The sequence below is a fragment of the Arthrobacter sp. ZGTC212 genome (assembly GCF_002929255.1).
Taxonomy (GTDB): domain Bacteria; phylum Actinomycetota; class Actinomycetes; order Actinomycetales; family Micrococcaceae; genus Arthrobacter_B; species Arthrobacter_B sunyaminii.
Map to the genome: position 1 here is coordinate 563,126 of NZ_PJIJ01000002.1, position 16,105 is coordinate 579,230.

15 protein-coding genes are annotated in these 16,105 nt (G+C 63.8%); 8 read left to right on the forward strand and 7 right to left on the reverse strand.

Annotation, left to right across the window (positions count from 1 at the left end):
- The first annotated feature begins 45 nt into the window (after window positions 1–45).
- Window positions 46–1,179, forward strand: coding sequence for a tartrate dehydrogenase (locus CXQ89_RS09305; protein ID WP_104161432.1), 1,134 nt, complete (start codon window positions 46–48; stop codon window positions 1,177–1,179).
- Here the strand turns inward: CXQ89_RS09305 and CXQ89_RS09310 are convergent.
- The 5 genes from CXQ89_RS09310 to CXQ89_RS09330 form a co-directional block, all read right to left on the reverse strand.
- Entirely contained in the window at window positions 1,176–2,240 is a 1,065-nt protein-coding gene (locus tag CXQ89_RS09310; protein WP_104161433.1) for a tartrate dehydrogenase, read from the reverse strand. The genes CXQ89_RS09305 and CXQ89_RS09310 overlap by 4 nt on opposite strands.
- 84 nt (window positions 2,241–2,324) lie before the next feature.
- On the reverse strand, window positions 2,325–3,059 hold the full coding sequence (locus CXQ89_RS09315; protein ID WP_104161061.1) for an AAA family ATPase: 735 nt from the start codon (window positions 3,057–3,059) through the stop codon (window positions 2,325–2,327).
- A 32-nt stretch (window positions 3,060–3,091) separates the two neighbouring features.
- Complete coding sequence (locus CXQ89_RS09320; protein WP_104161062.1) at window positions 3,092–3,679, reverse strand: hypothetical protein; 588 nt, start codon at window positions 3,677–3,679, stop codon at window positions 3,092–3,094.
- A 14-nt stretch (window positions 3,680–3,693) separates the two neighbouring features.
- Window positions 3,694–4,842 carry a zinc-dependent alcohol dehydrogenase gene (locus tag CXQ89_RS09325; RefSeq protein ID WP_104161063.1) on the reverse strand — a complete coding sequence of 383 codons (1,149 nt, stop codon included), beginning with the start codon at window positions 4,840–4,842 and terminating at the stop codon, window positions 3,694–3,696.
- A 61-nt stretch (window positions 4,843–4,903) separates the two neighbouring features.
- The gene (locus tag CXQ89_RS09330; protein WP_104161064.1) at window positions 4,904–5,947 is read right to left on the reverse strand and encodes a LacI family DNA-binding transcriptional regulator; all 1,044 of its coding nucleotides are present in this window, start codon (window positions 5,945–5,947) and stop codon (window positions 4,904–4,906) included.
- A gap of 233 nt (window positions 5,948–6,180) precedes the next feature.
- Between CXQ89_RS09330 and CXQ89_RS09335 the strand changes: the two genes are divergently transcribed.
- From CXQ89_RS09335 to CXQ89_RS09365, 7 genes are all read left to right on the forward strand, one after another.
- Window positions 6,181–7,506 (forward strand): ABC transporter substrate-binding protein, encoded by a 1,326-nt coding sequence (locus tag CXQ89_RS09335; RefSeq protein ID WP_104161065.1) that lies wholly within the window; start codon window positions 6,181–6,183, stop codon window positions 7,504–7,506.
- A 98-nt stretch (window positions 7,507–7,604) separates the two neighbouring features.
- The gene (locus CXQ89_RS09340) at window positions 7,605–8,450 is read left to right on the forward strand and encodes a carbohydrate ABC transporter permease (protein WP_237686871.1); all 846 of its coding nucleotides are present in this window, start codon (window positions 7,605–7,607) and stop codon (window positions 8,448–8,450) included.
- Between the two features lies 1 nt (window position 8,451).
- Window positions 8,452–9,342, forward strand: a complete 891-nt coding sequence (locus tag CXQ89_RS09345) for a carbohydrate ABC transporter permease (RefSeq protein WP_104161067.1) — start codon at window positions 8,452–8,454, stop codon at window positions 9,340–9,342.
- 15 nt (window positions 9,343–9,357) lie between these two features.
- Complete coding sequence (locus tag CXQ89_RS09350; RefSeq protein WP_104161068.1) at window positions 9,358–10,605, forward strand: Gfo/Idh/MocA family protein; 1,248 nt, start codon at window positions 9,358–9,360, stop codon at window positions 10,603–10,605.
- Window positions 10,602–11,606 carry a sugar phosphate isomerase/epimerase gene (locus CXQ89_RS09355; RefSeq protein ID WP_104161069.1) on the forward strand — a complete coding sequence of 335 codons (1,005 nt, stop codon included), beginning with the start codon at window positions 10,602–10,604 and terminating at the stop codon, window positions 11,604–11,606. The genes CXQ89_RS09350 and CXQ89_RS09355 overlap by 4 nt, the downstream gene beginning before the upstream one ends.
- Window positions 11,607–11,619: 13 nt before the next feature.
- Complete coding sequence (locus tag CXQ89_RS09360; RefSeq protein WP_104161070.1) at window positions 11,620–12,318, forward strand: ThuA domain-containing protein; 699 nt, start codon at window positions 11,620–11,622, stop codon at window positions 12,316–12,318.
- 38 nt (window positions 12,319–12,356) lie between these two features.
- Window positions 12,357–13,445 carry a Gfo/Idh/MocA family protein gene (locus CXQ89_RS09365; protein WP_258060002.1) on the forward strand — a complete coding sequence of 363 codons (1,089 nt, stop codon included), beginning with the start codon at window positions 12,357–12,359 and terminating at the stop codon, window positions 13,443–13,445.
- 24 nt (window positions 13,446–13,469) lie between these two features.
- On the opposite strand, the gene CXQ89_RS09370 is transcribed toward CXQ89_RS09365, so the two are convergent.
- Both CXQ89_RS09370 and CXQ89_RS18850 read right to left on the reverse strand, forming a co-directional pair.
- On the reverse strand, window positions 13,470–14,366 hold the full coding sequence (locus CXQ89_RS09370) for a DUF3626 domain-containing protein (RefSeq protein WP_104161072.1): 897 nt from the start codon (window positions 14,364–14,366) through the stop codon (window positions 13,470–13,472).
- A gap of 143 nt (window positions 14,367–14,509) precedes the next feature.
- Entirely contained in the window at window positions 14,510–15,877 is a 1,368-nt protein-coding gene (locus tag CXQ89_RS18850) for an HNH endonuclease signature motif containing protein (RefSeq protein ID WP_258060005.1), read from the reverse strand.
- Window positions 15,878–16,105 lie beyond the last annotated feature (228 nt).

Genomic DNA, 16,105 nt, shown 5'->3' on the forward strand with positions numbered 1-16,105 from the left:
ACCTGTTATGGACTTTCTTGAAGAAAGAGCCAAAAGGAGCAAATGATGCGGGCACAAAAATGCTTTCGAATAGCCGCCATTCCGGCCGACGGAGTGGGTAAGGAAGTGATTGCCGCAGGGCGGCGGGTCCTGGATGCCCTGGCTGATCAGTCCGGGGGAAATCCGGCCGGGGGCGCGGAAAGCTCCTTCGGTTTTGAGTGGCGGGAGTTCCCCTGGGGCTCCGAGTATTACGCCGAGCACGGCCGCATGATGGATCCGGAGGGGCTTGATGTGCTGCGCGGCTTCGACGCCATTTACTTCGGAGCCGTGGGGTGGGAAAACGTTCCGGACCATGTGAGCCTGTGGGGGCTGCGGCTGAACATCACGCAGAACTTTGACCAGTGGGCTAATGTGCGCCCGGTGACGTTCCTGCCGGGCATCGAGTCCCCGCTGCGCAAGGCCGACCGGGTGCCGCTGGACTGGGTGGTGGTCCGGGAGAACAGCGAAGGCGAATACGCCGGCCTGGGAGGGCGCAATCTCTCCGGCCGGGGACCGGGCAACGAAGTGGCCGTACAAACGGCGCTGTTCACGGAAAAGGGCTGCGAGCGCATCATCCGTTTCGCCTTTGACCTGGCCCGAACCCGCCCGGTGCGCAAGGTTTCCAGTGTCACCAAGTCCAATGCCCAGCAGTACGGTTCAGTGCTCTGGGACGATGTCTTTAAGCGCGTGGCTGCCGACTATCCGGACGTGGGAACCGAGAGCGTCCTGGTGGATGCGATGAGCGCCAAGTTTGTCCTGCATCCGGAGGACCTCTCAGTGGTGGTGGCATCCAACCTCTTCGCCGACATCCTCTCAGACCTTGGCTCGGCGCTCGCAGGCAGCCTGGGCCTGGCGGCGAGCGCGAACCTCAACCCGGAGCGCAGGTTTCCGTCCATGTTTGAGCCGGTGCACGGATCGGCTCCCGATATTGCGGGACGCGGGATCTGCAACCCCGTGGGAGCCATCCTGAGTGCCGCGCTGATGCTGGACCATCTGGGCCTGCCCGCCGCGGCCCGGAGGCTGGAAGCCGCGGTGGCAGCAGTCACGGCCGCCGGCATCCGTACCCGCGACGTCGGCGGATCCGCGGACACCGAAGAGGTCACCAACGCCGTCATCGAGGCGCTGCGACTCACCGAGCTGTCCGGTTCGGTTTCCGGCTAACCGATCCGGCCCAGGATTTCGCGGGTGAATTCCTCGGTGCCGGCGGTGCCGCCCAGGTCCCTGGTCCGCACCGGCGACTCCGCCAGCACACCGAACACGGCTTCGAGCACCTCGGCTCCGGCCTCCGGATGCCCGAGGTGGTCCAGCATCATGGATGCGGACCAGATCGCCCCCAGCGGATTGGCCACACCCTGGCCGTAAATGTCAGGAGCGGAGCCGTGCACGGGCTCGAACATGGAGGGGAACTCGCGCTCGGGGTTGAGGTTGGCGGAGGGGGCGATGCCGATGCTGCCGGCAATGGCCGCCGCCAGGTCGCTGAGGATGTCCCCGAACAGGTTGGAGCCAACAATCACATCGAAGCGGGACGGGTTCAGCACCACCTTCGCGGCGAGCGCGTCAATGTGCTCCTGGTTCCACTGCACCCCGGGGTAGTCCGCCGCGCGTTCCTGCAGGAGTTCGTCCCAGAAAGGCATGGTGTGGATGATGCCGTTCGATTTGGTGGCGGAGGTCAGTACACCCCGCCTCTGCCCCGCAAGGTCAAAAGCGTAATCAAGGATGCGGGTGACACCCTCGCGGGTGAAGACCGATTCCTGGATGGCCATTTCAGACGGAAGCCCGCGGTTCAGCCGGCCGCCGATCTCCGAGTACTCGCCTTCACTGTTTTCACGCACCACCACAAAGTCGACGCCGGGGTCCGTCAGCTCACTTCGCAGCGGGCTGGGAACGCCGTCCAGGACCCGGATAGGGCGCAGGTTCACGTACTGCCGGAACTCGCGGCGGATGGGGATGAGCAGCCCCCACAGGCTGACATGGTCCGGCACCCCGGGCCAGCCGACCGCACCGAGCAGAATCGAGTCATGCCCGCGGATCTGGTCCAGTCCGTCTGCGGGCATCATGGCGCCCTGCTCCAGATAGCGCTGGCAGGACCAGTCGAATTCGTCGTAGGTGAGGTCGATGCCGTGGCGGCGCGCGACGGCGTCGAGCACCGCGCGGGCAGGCGGCAGCACCTCGTGCCCAATGCCGTCGCCGGGAATGAGTGCAATGCGGTAGCGGTCAGTCATGAGCCCCATCACATCGGGAACATACCCGTAATGTCAAAAGTCCGGAACAGAACGCGGTCCAGGCATGAGCTGCCCGGTGCTCCGTCATCGGTCCAGAATATGCCGCAGGTACCGGCGTGGCTCGTTCAGGTAGGACTTCCAGTTCGAAACCAGGTCCAGGTCCTCCCAGTTCCGCCGGGCAATTCCATGCTCGCCCGTTTCATAGATGGTGGCTCCCGGCAGGGAAGCCAGCACGGGGGAGTGGGTTGCGCACAGGATCTGGGAGCCATTGGCCGCCAGATCGTCCAACACGCCGATCATGGCCAGCGTGGAGCTGAAGGACAGCGCCGCCTCCGGCTCGTCCAAGCAGTAGAAGCCGGGGGAATCCAAGTAGGTCTCGGCTACCGCGAGGAAGGACTCTCCATGGCTCATGGTGTGGAAATCGTGGCCGCCCTCAAGCTGGTCCTGGAAGGTGTAGAAACCGTGCATGGTCTCGGCCCGGAGGAAGAACCCCCACTTGGGCGCACCCGGCTGCCGGACCAGTGAAATCCAGCTGCTCAGCGGTGATTCGGTTCCGTGCGTCGAGTGGGCCGAATGAACGCTGCCGCCCTCGGGCCCGAGACCGTAGGCTGCCGCCACTGCCTCCACAAGGGTGGATTTTCCGCTTCCGTTCTCGCCCACCAGGAAGGTTACCCCCGGGGGCAGTTCCAAACCGGAGTCCACGACGGCGGCCACTGCGGGAATGTTCGCCGGCCAGCGGTCCTTCGGGATGTCTGCGTCTTGCCGAACCCGTACTTCTCGGACCAGCCGCACATCATCAAGCCCCCGGGATTCTCGCATCCCCCCAGTCTGACATCAGTCCCGCCCGAACCTCAGCTTCTGGCGGCGCGGACGAGGGCTCGAAGACCGGCGAAGGCCGCCGCCCCGCCCAGAATCCAGGGTCCTGCAGCAACAAAGGGAACCACTGCCTGTTCTTTCAAATCCGCCCGTTTCCTCCCGAACCGGGAGGAGAATCCGTGGGCAGTGAATTCGCTTCGCACACCCGACTCGGTGACCGGGTTGTCCGGATGCAAGGTGAGGAAGGAACGCAGATGGCTCCCGCCTGCGTCCACGCGGTCGGCGGCGATCAGGATAAGCCAGTGGGCTGCCCGGGCTTCACCGTAGCGGTAGGCATACCGCCGCATCGCGCCGGAAACTCCCTTGAGCGGCACGGCGGTCCCAAACACGGGAGTCACGAACTGATGTTCGATGGAGCGTTCCCTCGGCTGTTTCTCCGGCTGCCGCTCCGGAAAGTCCCAGTGCGCACCGGTCACCAGATCCGTGCGTTCCTTCGGCACCGAGGGCCGGTCGCCTGGATCCAGGTCCGCGCCCCAGCCGGGAATACGCGCCCGCAGCTCCTCATTGGAGAACTTCCGTTTTGGCACGCCCCCAACGTACGGGGTGCTTGGTGTTTCCGACATGGTGTTCCTCGCCTTCAGGATGCGCTGGGAATGATGAGCGGTTTGATGCAGTTATCCAGCTTGGCCGAGAACATGTGGTAACCCTCGGCTATGTGTTCCAGGGGTATGCGGTGCGTGATGATGTCACTGGGCTTGAGGTAACCGTTGCGGATGTGCTCAAACAGGCGCGGCCACTGCCTCTTGGCCGGACACTGGTTCATCCTCAGGGTGAGTCCCTTGTTCAGGGCGTCTCCGAACTTTACGGCACTGAATATCGGACCGTAGGCTCCCACGACTGACACGGTGCCGGCCTTCCGTACGGAGTCAATGGCCCAGTTCAGAGCCACCGGAGACCCGCCCTGCAGCTTCAGCTGGGAAGCGGTGACGTTCTGCAGGATACTTCCGTCCGCCTCCGCACCCGCGGCGTCAATCACCACGTCTGCGCCAAGGTAGTCCGTCGCCTTCTTCATCTCCACCACGATGTCGTCATACTCGGCAAAGTTGTAGGTTTCGGCGTGTGCAAAGGAACGGGCCTTCTCCAGCCGGTACTCGAGGTGGTCGACGACGATGACGCGGCCGGCTCCCATCAGCCAGGAGGACTGGGCGGCGAACAGCCCCACCGGTCCGGCGCCGAACACGATGACGGTGTCACCTTCGCCGATCCCGCCCAGCTGTGCACCGAAGTAGCCTGTGGCCAGGGCATCGGTTAGCAGTACTGCGTCTTCCTCGTCCATCCACTCCGGAATGATGCTGGGACCGACATCGGCAAACGGAACACGGACAAACTCGGCCTGTCCGCCGTCGTACCCGCCGCAGGTATGGGAGTAACCGTAGATGCCGCCCACCGCCGTCGCGTTGGGATTCACGTTGTGGCAGTTGGAGTACAGGCCCCGCGAACAGAAATAGCAGGTGCCGCAGTAGATGTTGAACGGGACCATGACGCGGTCACCCACGCTCAGGTTCCGCACGGAGGGGCCAACGGCATGAACTACCCCCACAAACTCGTGCCCAAACGTGGTTCCCACCCGGGTATCGGGCATCATCCCGTGGTAAAGGTGCAGGTCGGACCCGCAAATGGCCGCGACCGTTACCCGGACAATGGCATCGTTCGGGTGCTCAATGGCAGGAATGTCCTTTTCTTCGACACGGACCTTGTACGGCCCGCGGTACACCACGGAGCGCATCGTTTCCCCTTCGCAAGCTTGCTGATGGATTTCCCACCCTGCCTGCCGGCGCTTACAGCCGTCAAGGGTTGCTCCGGGCCGGGGGAGCGGTGGAATCCCGCACCACCAGTGAGGTGGCAAGTTCAACGTGGGACGATTCCAGCTCTTCGCCGTTGGCCAGGCGCAGGACGCTGCGCAGCGCAGATCGTCCCATCTCCTGCAGCGGTTGGCTCACTGATGTCAGCCGCGGAACGGACTGTTCGGTGAGGTCGGTTCCGTCAAACCCCACCAGACTGAGATCCTCCGGAACCCGGATGCCGCGGCGGCGCGCCTCATCCAGCACACCGAGGGCTGTGAGGTCGCTGGCGGCAAAAATGGCGGTGGGCGGTTCGGGAAGCGACAGCAGTTGGGCGGCACCGCTGACACCGGATTCGCGGTTGAAGGTGCCGCTGACAATGTACTCGTCCGGGACATCGACCCCGTGCGCTCGCAGTGCGGCCAAGTAACCGTGCAGCCGGGCAACGCTGCACTCGGCAGCGTCGGGGCCACCCACGTAGGCGATGCGCCGGTGTCCAAGTTCAATCAGGTGTTCGGCGGCCGCTTTTCCTCCCGCCCAGTTGGTAGCTCCGATGCTGACGAATCCGGACGGCGGGGGATTCAGGGGATCTATCACCACCACGGGAATGTTGCGCCTTGCAAAGGCATCCAGCTGGCCAGTGGTGACCTCGGACGTTACGAGAATGAGTCCGCGGCGCCCCGAGTCAGCCATTCGGGAGGACCACTGACGGTGGTCGGTGCTTTTGAGTTTCCCCGGGGTGACCGTGCTGAGAACCACCTCGACGTTCTCGGTTGAAGCTGCGCTGGTGATGCCCGTCAGGACGGCCAGCGAGTAGGAAGTGTTGAGCCCGTCAAAGACCAGGTCCACCAGACCCGGGGCACTGCTGCGCAGCCGGCGTTGGACGGGCGACTCATAGCCCAGCCTGCCCAGCGCTGCCTGCACCCGTTCCCGGGTGGGCCCGGCTACGTCATCACGGCCGTAAATGACCTTGGAAACGGTCGGAACGGAGACTCCGGCCAGTTCGGCCACCTGGGCCAGTGTGGGTTTCTCGGCATGGACCCGGTTCACGGTGGCGCTCCTTTGCGAAAGTTTTCGACCTCAGAAGACTGATTGAAAGTCCTCATACGTGTCAAGAGCGCAGGAGTAAGGGATAAAGAACCTCTTGACGAGTGATGAAGATCACAGTAGCTTACTGGGCAACGCGCAGGGAGCACCACAAAAGTTTCGAAAGTTTTCGCTCGCGGTGCGTGCAGGACTAATCCGCCGCCGCAGCGACGCGGCTCTTTTCAATGGAGATAAGAATGGAACAGAAGCTAGCATCACGCCGGTCCTTCCTTTCGCTGGCGGCGCTGGTGCCCATCGCCGCCTACACGCTCACGGCCTGCGGTTCATCCGGACCCGGGGATACGTCCTCGGGCGGAGCCAGTATTTGGGCGCTGAGCGGCCAGCCCAACGAGGACATCCGCCAGGCGACCATCGACGCCTTCAACAAGGCCAATCCGGACTCACAGATCAAACCGACCTTCTTCCAGAACGACGCTTACAAGACCAAGATCAAAACCGCCATCGGAGCCGGACAGGCGCCCACGATCATCCATGGTTGGGGCGGCGGAACGCTGCGCACCTATGCCGAGGCCGGGCAGGTCGAGGATCTCACCGCGTGGTTCGACGAGAACCCGGAGGTCAAGGGGCGGCTGCTGGAATCCACGTTCGGCGCCGCCACCGTGGACGGCAAGATCTACGCCATCCCCACGCAGACCGTCACGCCGATCATCTTTTACTACAACAAGGAACTCTTCGATCAGGCCGGTGCCGAGCCGCCCGCCACCTGGGATGACCTTATGGCTTTGACCAAAACATTCAATGACATGGGCGTGGCACCGCTGTCCTTGGGCGGGCAATCACGTTGGACCTCCATGATGTGGCTCGAATACCTGTACGACCGGGTGGGTGGCCCCGAGGTCTTCACCGCCATCTACAACGGCGAGCCCGACGCCTGGTCACACCCGGCCGCCACACAGGCCACCACCATGATCCAGGACCTGGTCAAGGCCAACGGCTTCATCAAGGGCTTTACCTCCATCACCGCCGACAGCAACGCCGACCAGGCACTGCTGTACACGAACAAGGCCGCCATGATGCTGCACGGCGGCTGGACCTACGGCGGCATGAAGAACGACGGCGCCGGCTTCGTGGAGGGCGGAAAGCTCGGTTGGGTCAACTTCCCTACAGTGGAGGGCGGCAAGGGCGATCCGAAAAACACGGTCGGCAACCCCGCCGGCTACCAGTCCATCTCCTCCAAGGCCAGCGACACCGATAAGGAGACGGCCAAGAAGTTCTTCAAGGACGGCCTTCTCACCGACGAGGAGATCGACTCCTACATCAAGTCCGGCTCGGTTCCGATTGTGACCGGCATCGAGGAGAAGCTGAACGAGTCAGAGGACAAGGAGTTCCTGAGCTTCGAATACGAGCTGACCAAAAACGCTCCAAATTTCCAGCAGTCCTGGGACCAGGCGCTGAGCCCCACCGCGGCGGAAGCGCTGCTGAGCAACATCGATCAGCTGTTCCTGCTGTCGATCACCCCTGAGCAGTTCGCTTCCAACATGAATGCGACTCTGGGCAAATGATCGCAGCGGTTCCGCCGGCCGCGGTCCCCGCCGTGGCCGGCAAATCCGGGAATACTGGGCGGAACAACGGGACGGGCAAGACCGGCACGTTGTGGTGGATGGTGCTGCCGGCAATGTTCTTCTTTGTGGTCTTCGCCGTTGTTCCCCTGGTGGGCGTCTTTGTGCTCAGCTTCGCCAACTGGGACGGCATCGGCGCGATCTCCCTCGCCGGCATCGGCAACTGGCTTTCGGTCCTGGGCGACCCCGTGATGCACAACTCCCTCCGGCTGACGTTCTTCATCATGATCGTCTCCTGGCTGGTCCAAACACCGCTGAGCATCCTGCTCGGCGTCTTCACCGCCGGAAGCCAAAAATACCGGGCACTCCTGGCCGTCCTGTACTTCCTGCCCCTGCTGCTGTCCTCCGCGGCCATCGCCATTGCCTTCAAGGCCCTGCTGGATCCGAATTTCGGCCTGGCGGTGGGCCTCAAGCTGCCCTTCCTGGCCCAGGACTGGCTGGGACACCCGCAGCTGGTGCTGCTGGTGGTCATCTTCGTCATCGCGTGGCAGTTCGTCCCCTTCCACACACTCATCTACCAAGGCGGAGTGCGGCAGATTCCGAAGTCGTTGTACGAGGCCGCGGAAATCGACGGTGCCGGGAAGATCAAGCAGTTCCTCCACATCACCCTTCCCCAGCTGAAGTACACCATCATCACGTCATCGACGCTGATGGTGGTGGGGTCCCTGACCTACTTCGACCTCATCTTCGTGCTGACGGCGGGGGGACCGGGCAACTCCACCCGCATCCTGGCCCTTGACATGTACCTCACCGGGTTCCGTGCCAACCTCATGGGCCCGGCGAGTGTCCTCGCCGTAATCCTGGTGCTCATCGGGCTGGGACTGGCACTGGCCCTGCAGCGCCTCGGTGGCAAGGACTCCAGCGGCAGCCAATTGGAAGGCATGTGAGATGACTGCAACTGCAACCAAGCCGGAGTCTCCCGTACCGGCCCGTGCCCCCTCATCCCCGGGTAAGGGGCGGCGCTGGCGGAAACTGAACTATGCCGGCGGACTGGCCGGCTGGATCTGGCTGGCGATCATCATCATCCCGGTTTATTACGTGGTGATCACCAGCCTGAAAACCTCGGCCGGCTACTTCGCCCAAAACCCCCTGGCTATTCCGACGTCTCCCACCCTGGAGAACTACCGGATGGTGCTGGAGGCGGACTTCGCCAAGTACTTCATGAACAGTGCCATCATCACCATCGGAGCCGTCATCCCCACGGTCGCCGTGGCGTTCATGGCGTCTTTCGCGATCGTGCGGGGCAACGGCCGGTTCCTGCGTCTTGCCAACGGAATGTTCCTGATGGGCCTGGCCATTCCACTCCAGGCCACGATCATTCCGATCTACCTGATGATCATCCGGCTGAACCTCTACGACAGCCTCCTGGCTCTGGTGCTGCCATCCATCGCCTTCGCCATTCCACTGACCGTGCTAATCCTGTCCAATTTCATCCGCGACGTGCCGAATGAGCTGTTCGAATCCATGCGGCTGGACGGCTGCAGCGAGTGGCAGACCATGTGGCGCCTTGCCCTGCCACTGACCAAACCTGCCATTGTCACCGTGAGCATCTACAACGCCCTGGGCGTGTGGAACGGCTTCCTGCTCCCGCTGATCCTCACGCAGAGCCCGGACCTGCGCGTCCTGCCGCTGGCGCTGTGGAGCTTCCAAGGCGAGTACAGCGTCAACATCCCCGCGGTGCTGGCCTCCGTGGTCCTCACCACTCTGCCCATCCTGGTGCTCTACATTGTTGGACGCCGACAACTGCTGAGCGGGCTGACCGCAGGGTTCAGCAAGTAACTGAAAGGAACCTCTATGACCAAGGCAGAACCTGCCCCGCTCCGGATCGGAATGGTTGGCTACGCCTTTATGGGTGCTGCCCATTCACATGCATGGCGCACTGCCCACCGTTTCTTCGATCTGCCGCTGACACCTCAGCTCACGGCTGTGGCCGGACGAAACGCCGCCGCTGTGGAGGAAGCCGCAGCACGTATGGGCTGGGCTTCCACGGAAACTGATTGGCGGGCGCTCATCGAACGGGATGACATCGACCTGATCGACATCTGCTCGCCCGGTAACACCCATGCCGAGATTGCGGTTGCCGCCCTGCGCGCGGGGAAACACGTATTGTGCGAGAAACCGCTCGCCAACACGGTGGCAGAAGCCGAGGAGATGGCGGCTGCAGCACAGGAGGCGGCACGCAACGGGGTCTTTGCCATGTGCGGGTATTCGTACCGGCGCACACCGGCACTGGCACTGGCGAAGCGGATGGTCGACGACGGCCGGCTGGGGAAGATCCGCCAGGTGCGGGCGCAGTACCTCCAGGACTGGCTCAGCGATGAAAACGCGCCGCTGACCTGGCGGCTGGACCGGGAGGTGTCGGGATCCGGCGCACTGGGCGACATTGGCGCGCACATCATTGACGCGGCGCAGTTTGTCACCGGGCAGCAGATCACCGGGGTCTCCGCCCTGCTGGAGACCTTCACCCGGCGCCGTCCGGTGGGCGGGGACTTCGTTGGGCTTGGCGGGCACGGTGCCGCCGGAGAGGACCAGCCCATGGGGGACGTGAGCGTGGATGACGCCGCCATCTTCACCGCCCGTTTCGACGGCGGACCCATCGGCGTCTTCGAGGCCACCCGCGCGGCCCTGGGCCGAAAGAATGCCATGCGCCTGGAAGTGAACGGATCGCAGGGTTCCCTGGCCTTCGATTTTGAGGACATGAACTTCCTCCAGTTCTACGACGGAACCGACCGCCCGGGAGAACAGGGTTTCCACCGCATCATGGTCACGGAGCCGGAGCACCCCTACGTCGGCAATTGGTGGCCCACCGGCCACGGGTTGGGTTATGAGCACGGTTTCACACATCAGGCGGCGGACCTGGTGGCGGCGCTCGCCGCCGGTACACAGCCCGCGCCGTCGTTCGCCGATGCCCTCCAGGTGCAGCGGGTACTCGCAGCCGTCGAGGAAAGTGCGGCTGATGACAGCCGCTGGACGCCGGTGGACGCAACCGCGCACTCATCCGCCGGAGCCGCCCTGAAAACTACGACAGAGGAGATCCGATGACCCGCCCCATCACGCTGTTCACCGGCCAGTGGGCCGACCTTCCGTTCGAAGAAGTTGCCCGGCTGGCGGGCGAGTGGGGTTTTGACGGCCTTGAAATCGCCTGCTGGGGGGACCACCTGGATGTTTGGCGGGCGGTGGAGGATGACGAATACCTGCAGGACCGGCTCGACATCCTCAAGCGCAACAATCTTTCGGTCCATGCCATTTCGAACCACCTCAACGGACAGGCCGTCTGTGACGATCCGATTGATGAACGGCACCAGGGAATTGTTTCGGCCCGGGTCTGGGGCGACGGGGAGCCGGAAGGCGTGCGCACCCGCGCCGCTGAAGAACTCAAGATGACCGCACGGGCCGCAGCCCGCCTCGGAGTAAAAACGGTGACGGGCTTCACCGGATCGGCCATCTGGAAGACGGTGGCAATGTTCCCGCCGGTGCCCGAGGGCATGATCGATCGCGGTTATCAGGACTTTGCCGACCGCTGGAATCCCATCATTGACGTTTTTGATGAGGTGGGCGTCCGTTTTGCCCTCGAGGTCCACCCGTCAGAGATTGCCTACGACTACTGGACGGCGCACCGGACCCTGGAAGCCATCGGCCACCGGGAAGGCTTCGGGCTGAACTTCGATCCCTCCCATTTCATCTGGCAGGACCTTGATCCGGCAGCTTTCCTTTACGACTTCCGTGACCGGATCTATCACGTGCATGTCAAGGAGTCGGTGAAACAACTGGATGGCCGCAACGGCCGGCTGGGGTCACATCTGCCGTGGGGTGATCCACGCCGGGGATGGGATTTTGTCACGGCAGGACACGGTGATGTTCCGTGGGAGCGCATTTTCCGCATGCTCAACGCCATCGGCTATACCGGCCCGACGAGCGTGGAATGGGAGGACGCCGGCATGGACCGTTTGGTGGGCGGCCCATCCGCCCTGGCACTGGTGAAATCCCTCGCACAGATCACTCCGCCGGACGCCGCCTTCGATTCAGCTTTTGCAACCAAGTAAAGGACGATTTTCCATGAGCACCACACGTCAGGCCCTGGTTGTCCGGGGCGGCTGGGACGGACATCAGCCCGTTGAAGCCACCGAGCTTTTCATGCCGCACCTCAGGGACAGCGGATTCGACATCCGGATTGAGGAATCCCCCAAGATCTACGCCGACGCCTCTTACATGGCCGGCGTGGACCTCATCGTCCAATGCAACACCATGAACACCATTGAGCGGGAGGAGTTCGAAGGGCTGCGAGCCGCTATCGAGGCCGGGACCGGGATGGCCGGCTGGCACGGCGGCATTGCCGATTCCTACCGCAACAGCTCGGATTACCTTCACCTGATCGGCGGACAGTTCGCCTGCCACCCCGGCAAGCATCCGGACGAGCGCATAGGCGACGCGTCGGACAACTTCATCGACTACACGGTGAACATGCTGCCGGCAGCAGCTGACCATCCCATTACCGCCGGGCTCTCCGATTTCAGCCTGCGCACCGAGCAGTACTGGGTGCTTACCGACGACTACATCGATGTCCTCGCCACCACCACGCTTCCGGCACGGGAATGGGATGCCTGGCATCGCCCGGTGACCTGCCCGGCAGTGTGGACGCGGCAGTGGGGCGAGGGCAGGATCTTCGTGGCGACTCCGGGACACTCGGTGGAGGTCCTGCAGGATCCGAGCGTCTCAACCATCATTGAGAGGGGCATGCTGTGGGCCAGCCGCTAACCAACGATTCAACAGGTGCAGCTCCGATGAGGATTGGCATGGTGGGTTGCGGAAATATCAGCGCAGCGTACCTGGAGACCTTTCCGCGGTTGGACGCTGTCACCCTGACGGCTGTTGCGGACCTCGATATGGACCGCGCACAGGCCGTAGCCGCAGCCCACCCCGGGGTCCGGGCCCTGACTGTGGACGAACTGCTGTCCGACGACGCCGTTGACCTGGTCTTGAACCTCACCATTCCGGCAGCCCATGCAGAAGTTGCGCTTAAAGCCATTGCGGCTGGCAAACACGTGTATGGCGAGAAGCCATTGGCTGCAGGCACCGCAGAGGGGCAGTCGATGCTGGCAGCGGCGGCAGCAGCCGGCGTGATCCTGGGATCAGCCCCGGATACTGTGCTCGGCACGGGAACCCAGACTGCACGCAAGGCCATTGACGACGGGCTGATCGGCAAGCCGATCTCGGCGACCGCCACCATGGTGACACCGGGGCATGAGCGGTGGCACCCGAACCCTGACTTCTACTACGTTCCCGGTGGAGGACCCTTGCTGGACATGGGTCCCTACTATGTCTCCGCGCTGGTGACGCTGCTCGGTCCGGTGACCTCCGTCGTCGGTGCCTCCAGCAGCACGCGCAGTACCCGGGTCATTGGTTCCGGCCCGCGCACGGGGGAAGAGATTCCGGTCAGCACTCCCACGCACGTAACGGGGGTGCTGATCCATGCCTCCGGTGCGCTGTCCACGCTGGTCATGAGTTTTGACGCGGTGGCCACCCGGGCCGCCAACATTGAGGTCCACGGAGAAACCGGATCACTGGTGGTGCCTGATCCCAACCGGTTCAACGGGGAAGTCCAACTGCGCCGGCTCGACGGCGAGGAATGGGAGGTGGTGCCCGTATCCGCCGGTTACCAGGACGCGTCGCGGGGGATTGGCCTACAGGACCTGGCCCGAACGCCGGCCGGGGAACTGCCTCGTGCCAGCGGGGAAATGGGCTTCCACGTTCTCGAGGTCATGGAAGCGGTCCTTGCTTCCGCAGAAGCCGGAACCGCACTGCCGATCAACAGCACATGTGAGCGTCCACCTGCCGTCGCGCTTTCCCTGTCCGGGGGAATGGAGGCAGTCTCCGGTTCCTAGGTACGGATGATTCGAACATCTGTTCTAGTCGTTCTGCTGAGGGGGTGAGGGTATGCCAGCGGCACCCCAGTTGTACCCGAACCTCGCTACGCAGTGCCAGATCTGCTTCAGTGTCTGCCGGTCAAAGCGCCGATCCCTGACGGCCTGCCCGATAATGCGGGGATCAAGCCATCCGTCTTCAGCGATGCTTTGGCCGGCGGATACGATATTCCGGCCCCGATAGTCCGCGTGCCGTGCCAGTTCATCGCTACTGAGGCGAAAGCCCTCGTGCCACTCGACGGGACACGGCAGCCTGCGGGCAGCAACCTCGACCACCGTGCCGCGGTAGGAGGGGTCCAGTACCAGCGCTGCAATATGACTGTTGAGCTGCAGCGGGCCGTGGATGTGCGCTTCGATGTGGTCGTCCAGCACATCAAGCCCGGACTCCTCTGAGTACTGTGCCGCCATACCAACCAACGGCATCCGGTCCATCGTTCCAAAATGCTCCGGCTCGGTGCTGCTGTCCGGGAAGCAGAAGGTCAGCCGCCCGTATTCCGAGTGCTTGAGCCGGAAATGGGAGGAGCCGAACCGAACGGATCCACCCACGGGGAGCCTGCGGTAATTGAGCGAACCGTATTTGGGCCGCTCGGCTGCCGGGGCGCTGTCATAAGCTCCGCCGAACATGCGCTGTTCCCAGCGCCAGCGCTCGCCGCCTGGCCATGCCGTGAGCCCGCCGTTTCCCGTGCCGGTTTCAAACTGCGACCGGTAGAGACCATCCTTCACCAGGCGTTCCAGCAGGGAGACGTCATTGACCGGAGAATCAGGATGGAAGTGGATGGTTACATCCAGGGATAGATCAAGCGGAGGTCCTGCTGTTCGGCTGCGGACATAGTCGACGGCCTGCTCCCATGGGCGCGGAAGAACGGTCATTGGTTCTGCCATGGCTCACACCCTACCCAGAACACGGAGAGCGGGCGAGGAGTCAGACTGCCGGCGTTCGGCGCTCGCGTACTGTCCGGATGCTGGCGTTCTGCGGTATGCCTGCGTTCTGCGGGATGCCTGTAACGGGGCCCCCGTGGTGCAGTTCAGCACAATGGTGGTGCGGTTGAACTATATGAATGCCCCGTTGGGGTCGTGGTGACCACCGTGTGCCTGCCATCCGGCGTGTGGTCCGCGATGTCCTGCGTGGTTCGGGCGGTCCAGCCGGGTGCTTCCTTGGCCTGATTGCAGGCCTCACACAAACCCTGAACATTCTCCGCCGACGTCAAGCCACCCTCACGAACCGGCACAACATGGTCAAAATGCCGGATCGGAGCACCACACCACGACATCCGGCACACCCGGTCCCTAGCAGCGATAAACCGTGCCAAACCCTTCGGCACCAACCGTGCCTTCGAATCCATCGCCACCAACCGCCCCGACCCGGGAACCGCATACAACCGCCGCAGCCACACCTCGGTCCGCGGATCCGGCCGCACCCGCGGCCTGCCCCACCCCGACAATGTTCCTTCAGCACCATGAAGGTCAACCGCGGCGGATGATGATCCGGAACCCGACCCAGTGTCCGGCCCGCTGCCGCGGATCAGGTCCCGCGCCCACTGCGCCGGCACCACCCCGTACCCCGCCAACACCGCCGACCCTGAACCATCAGGAACACCGGCAACAGGAACACCGGCGCCCGCAGCACCGGCATCCATGGCACCGGAATCCATGACACCCGCGGGCAGCACCCCGGCCAGCAACGCCCGGTCCGTCATGATCAACTGCACCTCCACCCGCACATCCTCCGCCCGCGCCTGCCCCGTGACCCGCTCCACCAACGTATCGGCCATAATCTGACCCCGGCCCCGGCAATCCCCGGCAGCACGCAACCGGTCAGCTTCCCGCGACAACGCCGCGAACACCCCCACCCCCTGGGCCACCGGCAACAACCCCGTCAAATACGTCATCGTGTCCGGCGCCGGACGACACGACACATACCGGCCCTCGACCGCCTTCGCCGCTCGGTTCACCACCGACTGCGGATCCAACCTGTACGCCACCGACCTCACCCTCGCGATCAACGCCCGATCACCCAGGGCCTCCAACCCCGCCAGGTTCCCGGCCACGACCTCGTCCACCCGGCCCCGGTCCTGGCGGGACAGGCACGCCGTCTCCCGCACCAACAATGTCGCCCACCACTCGCTGAGCACCCCCACACTCAAAGCGTGCAGGGTGCACGGCATTTCCGCGGTCAGGATCTTCGCCAAGCCCAGCAACCGGTTGCCCCGGTGCGGGGACTCCCGGCGGGCCAACCCCACCTGCGCGCCCACACCCCGGCCCAACTCCTCCGCCGCCAATCCCGCCCGGACCTGGGCACGGCGGGTCGAGGCATCAAACGCCGCCGCAGCCCGAGCCTGCGCCGCCGCAGCCGCGGACTTCAGTTCCTCCAGCAACCGAATCTCATCAATCAACCGGGCACGCTCAGCAGCCTCCAACACCTCCAGCTGGTCACGCGGAGCGGTGTTCTCGACACGGGCCGCGCTAACACATGGACCCCCGGATGCTGATCCGGTGGCTACGGTCGAACTTCTCGGGGCAGAGGCTAGTTCCCTGCGGCCATCACTGAGAGCTGGGGAGTAGTACATACGTTCTATTTTAGTGATGCAGGGCACCGTCAGACGGTGTGTGTCTACCGGTCG

What these genes read in the sequence shown, in the direction of transcription:
- CXQ89_RS09305 (WP_104161432.1), top strand. Translation starts at nt 46, where the DNA reads ATGCGGGCACAAAAATGCTTTCGAATAGCCGCCATTCCGGCCGACGGA.
- CXQ89_RS09310 (WP_104161433.1), bottom strand. Translation starts at nt 2,240, where the DNA reads ATGACTGACCGCTACCGCATTGCACTCATTCCCGGCGACGGCATTGGG.
- CXQ89_RS09315 (WP_104161061.1), bottom strand. Translation starts at nt 3,059, where the DNA reads ATGCGAGAATCCCGGGGGCTTGATGATGTGCGGCTGGTCCGAGAAGTA.
- CXQ89_RS09320 (WP_104161062.1), bottom strand. Translation starts at nt 3,679, where the DNA reads ATGTCGGAAACACCAAGCACCCCGTACGTTGGGGGCGTGCCAAAACGG.
- CXQ89_RS09325 (WP_104161063.1), bottom strand. Translation starts at nt 4,842, where the DNA reads ATGCGCTCCGTGGTGTACCGCGGGCCGTACAAGGTCCGTGTCGAAGAA.
- CXQ89_RS09335 (WP_104161065.1), top strand. Translation starts at nt 6,181, where the DNA reads ATGGAACAGAAGCTAGCATCACGCCGGTCCTTCCTTTCGCTGGCGGCG.
- CXQ89_RS09340 (WP_237686871.1), top strand. Translation starts at nt 7,605, where the DNA reads ATGGTGCTGCCGGCAATGTTCTTCTTTGTGGTCTTCGCCGTTGTTCCC.
- CXQ89_RS09345 (WP_104161067.1), top strand. Translation starts at nt 8,452, where the DNA reads ATGACTGCAACTGCAACCAAGCCGGAGTCTCCCGTACCGGCCCGTGCC.
- CXQ89_RS09350 (WP_104161068.1), top strand. Translation starts at nt 9,358, where the DNA reads ATGACCAAGGCAGAACCTGCCCCGCTCCGGATCGGAATGGTTGGCTAC.
- CXQ89_RS09355 (WP_104161069.1), top strand. Translation starts at nt 10,602, where the DNA reads ATGACCCGCCCCATCACGCTGTTCACCGGCCAGTGGGCCGACCTTCCG.
- CXQ89_RS09360 (WP_104161070.1), top strand. Translation starts at nt 11,620, where the DNA reads ATGAGCACCACACGTCAGGCCCTGGTTGTCCGGGGCGGCTGGGACGGA.
- CXQ89_RS09365 (WP_258060002.1), top strand. Translation starts at nt 12,357, where the DNA reads ATGGTGGGTTGCGGAAATATCAGCGCAGCGTACCTGGAGACCTTTCCG.
- CXQ89_RS09370 (WP_104161072.1), bottom strand. Translation starts at nt 14,366, where the DNA reads ATGGCAGAACCAATGACCGTTCTTCCGCGCCCATGGGAGCAGGCCGTC.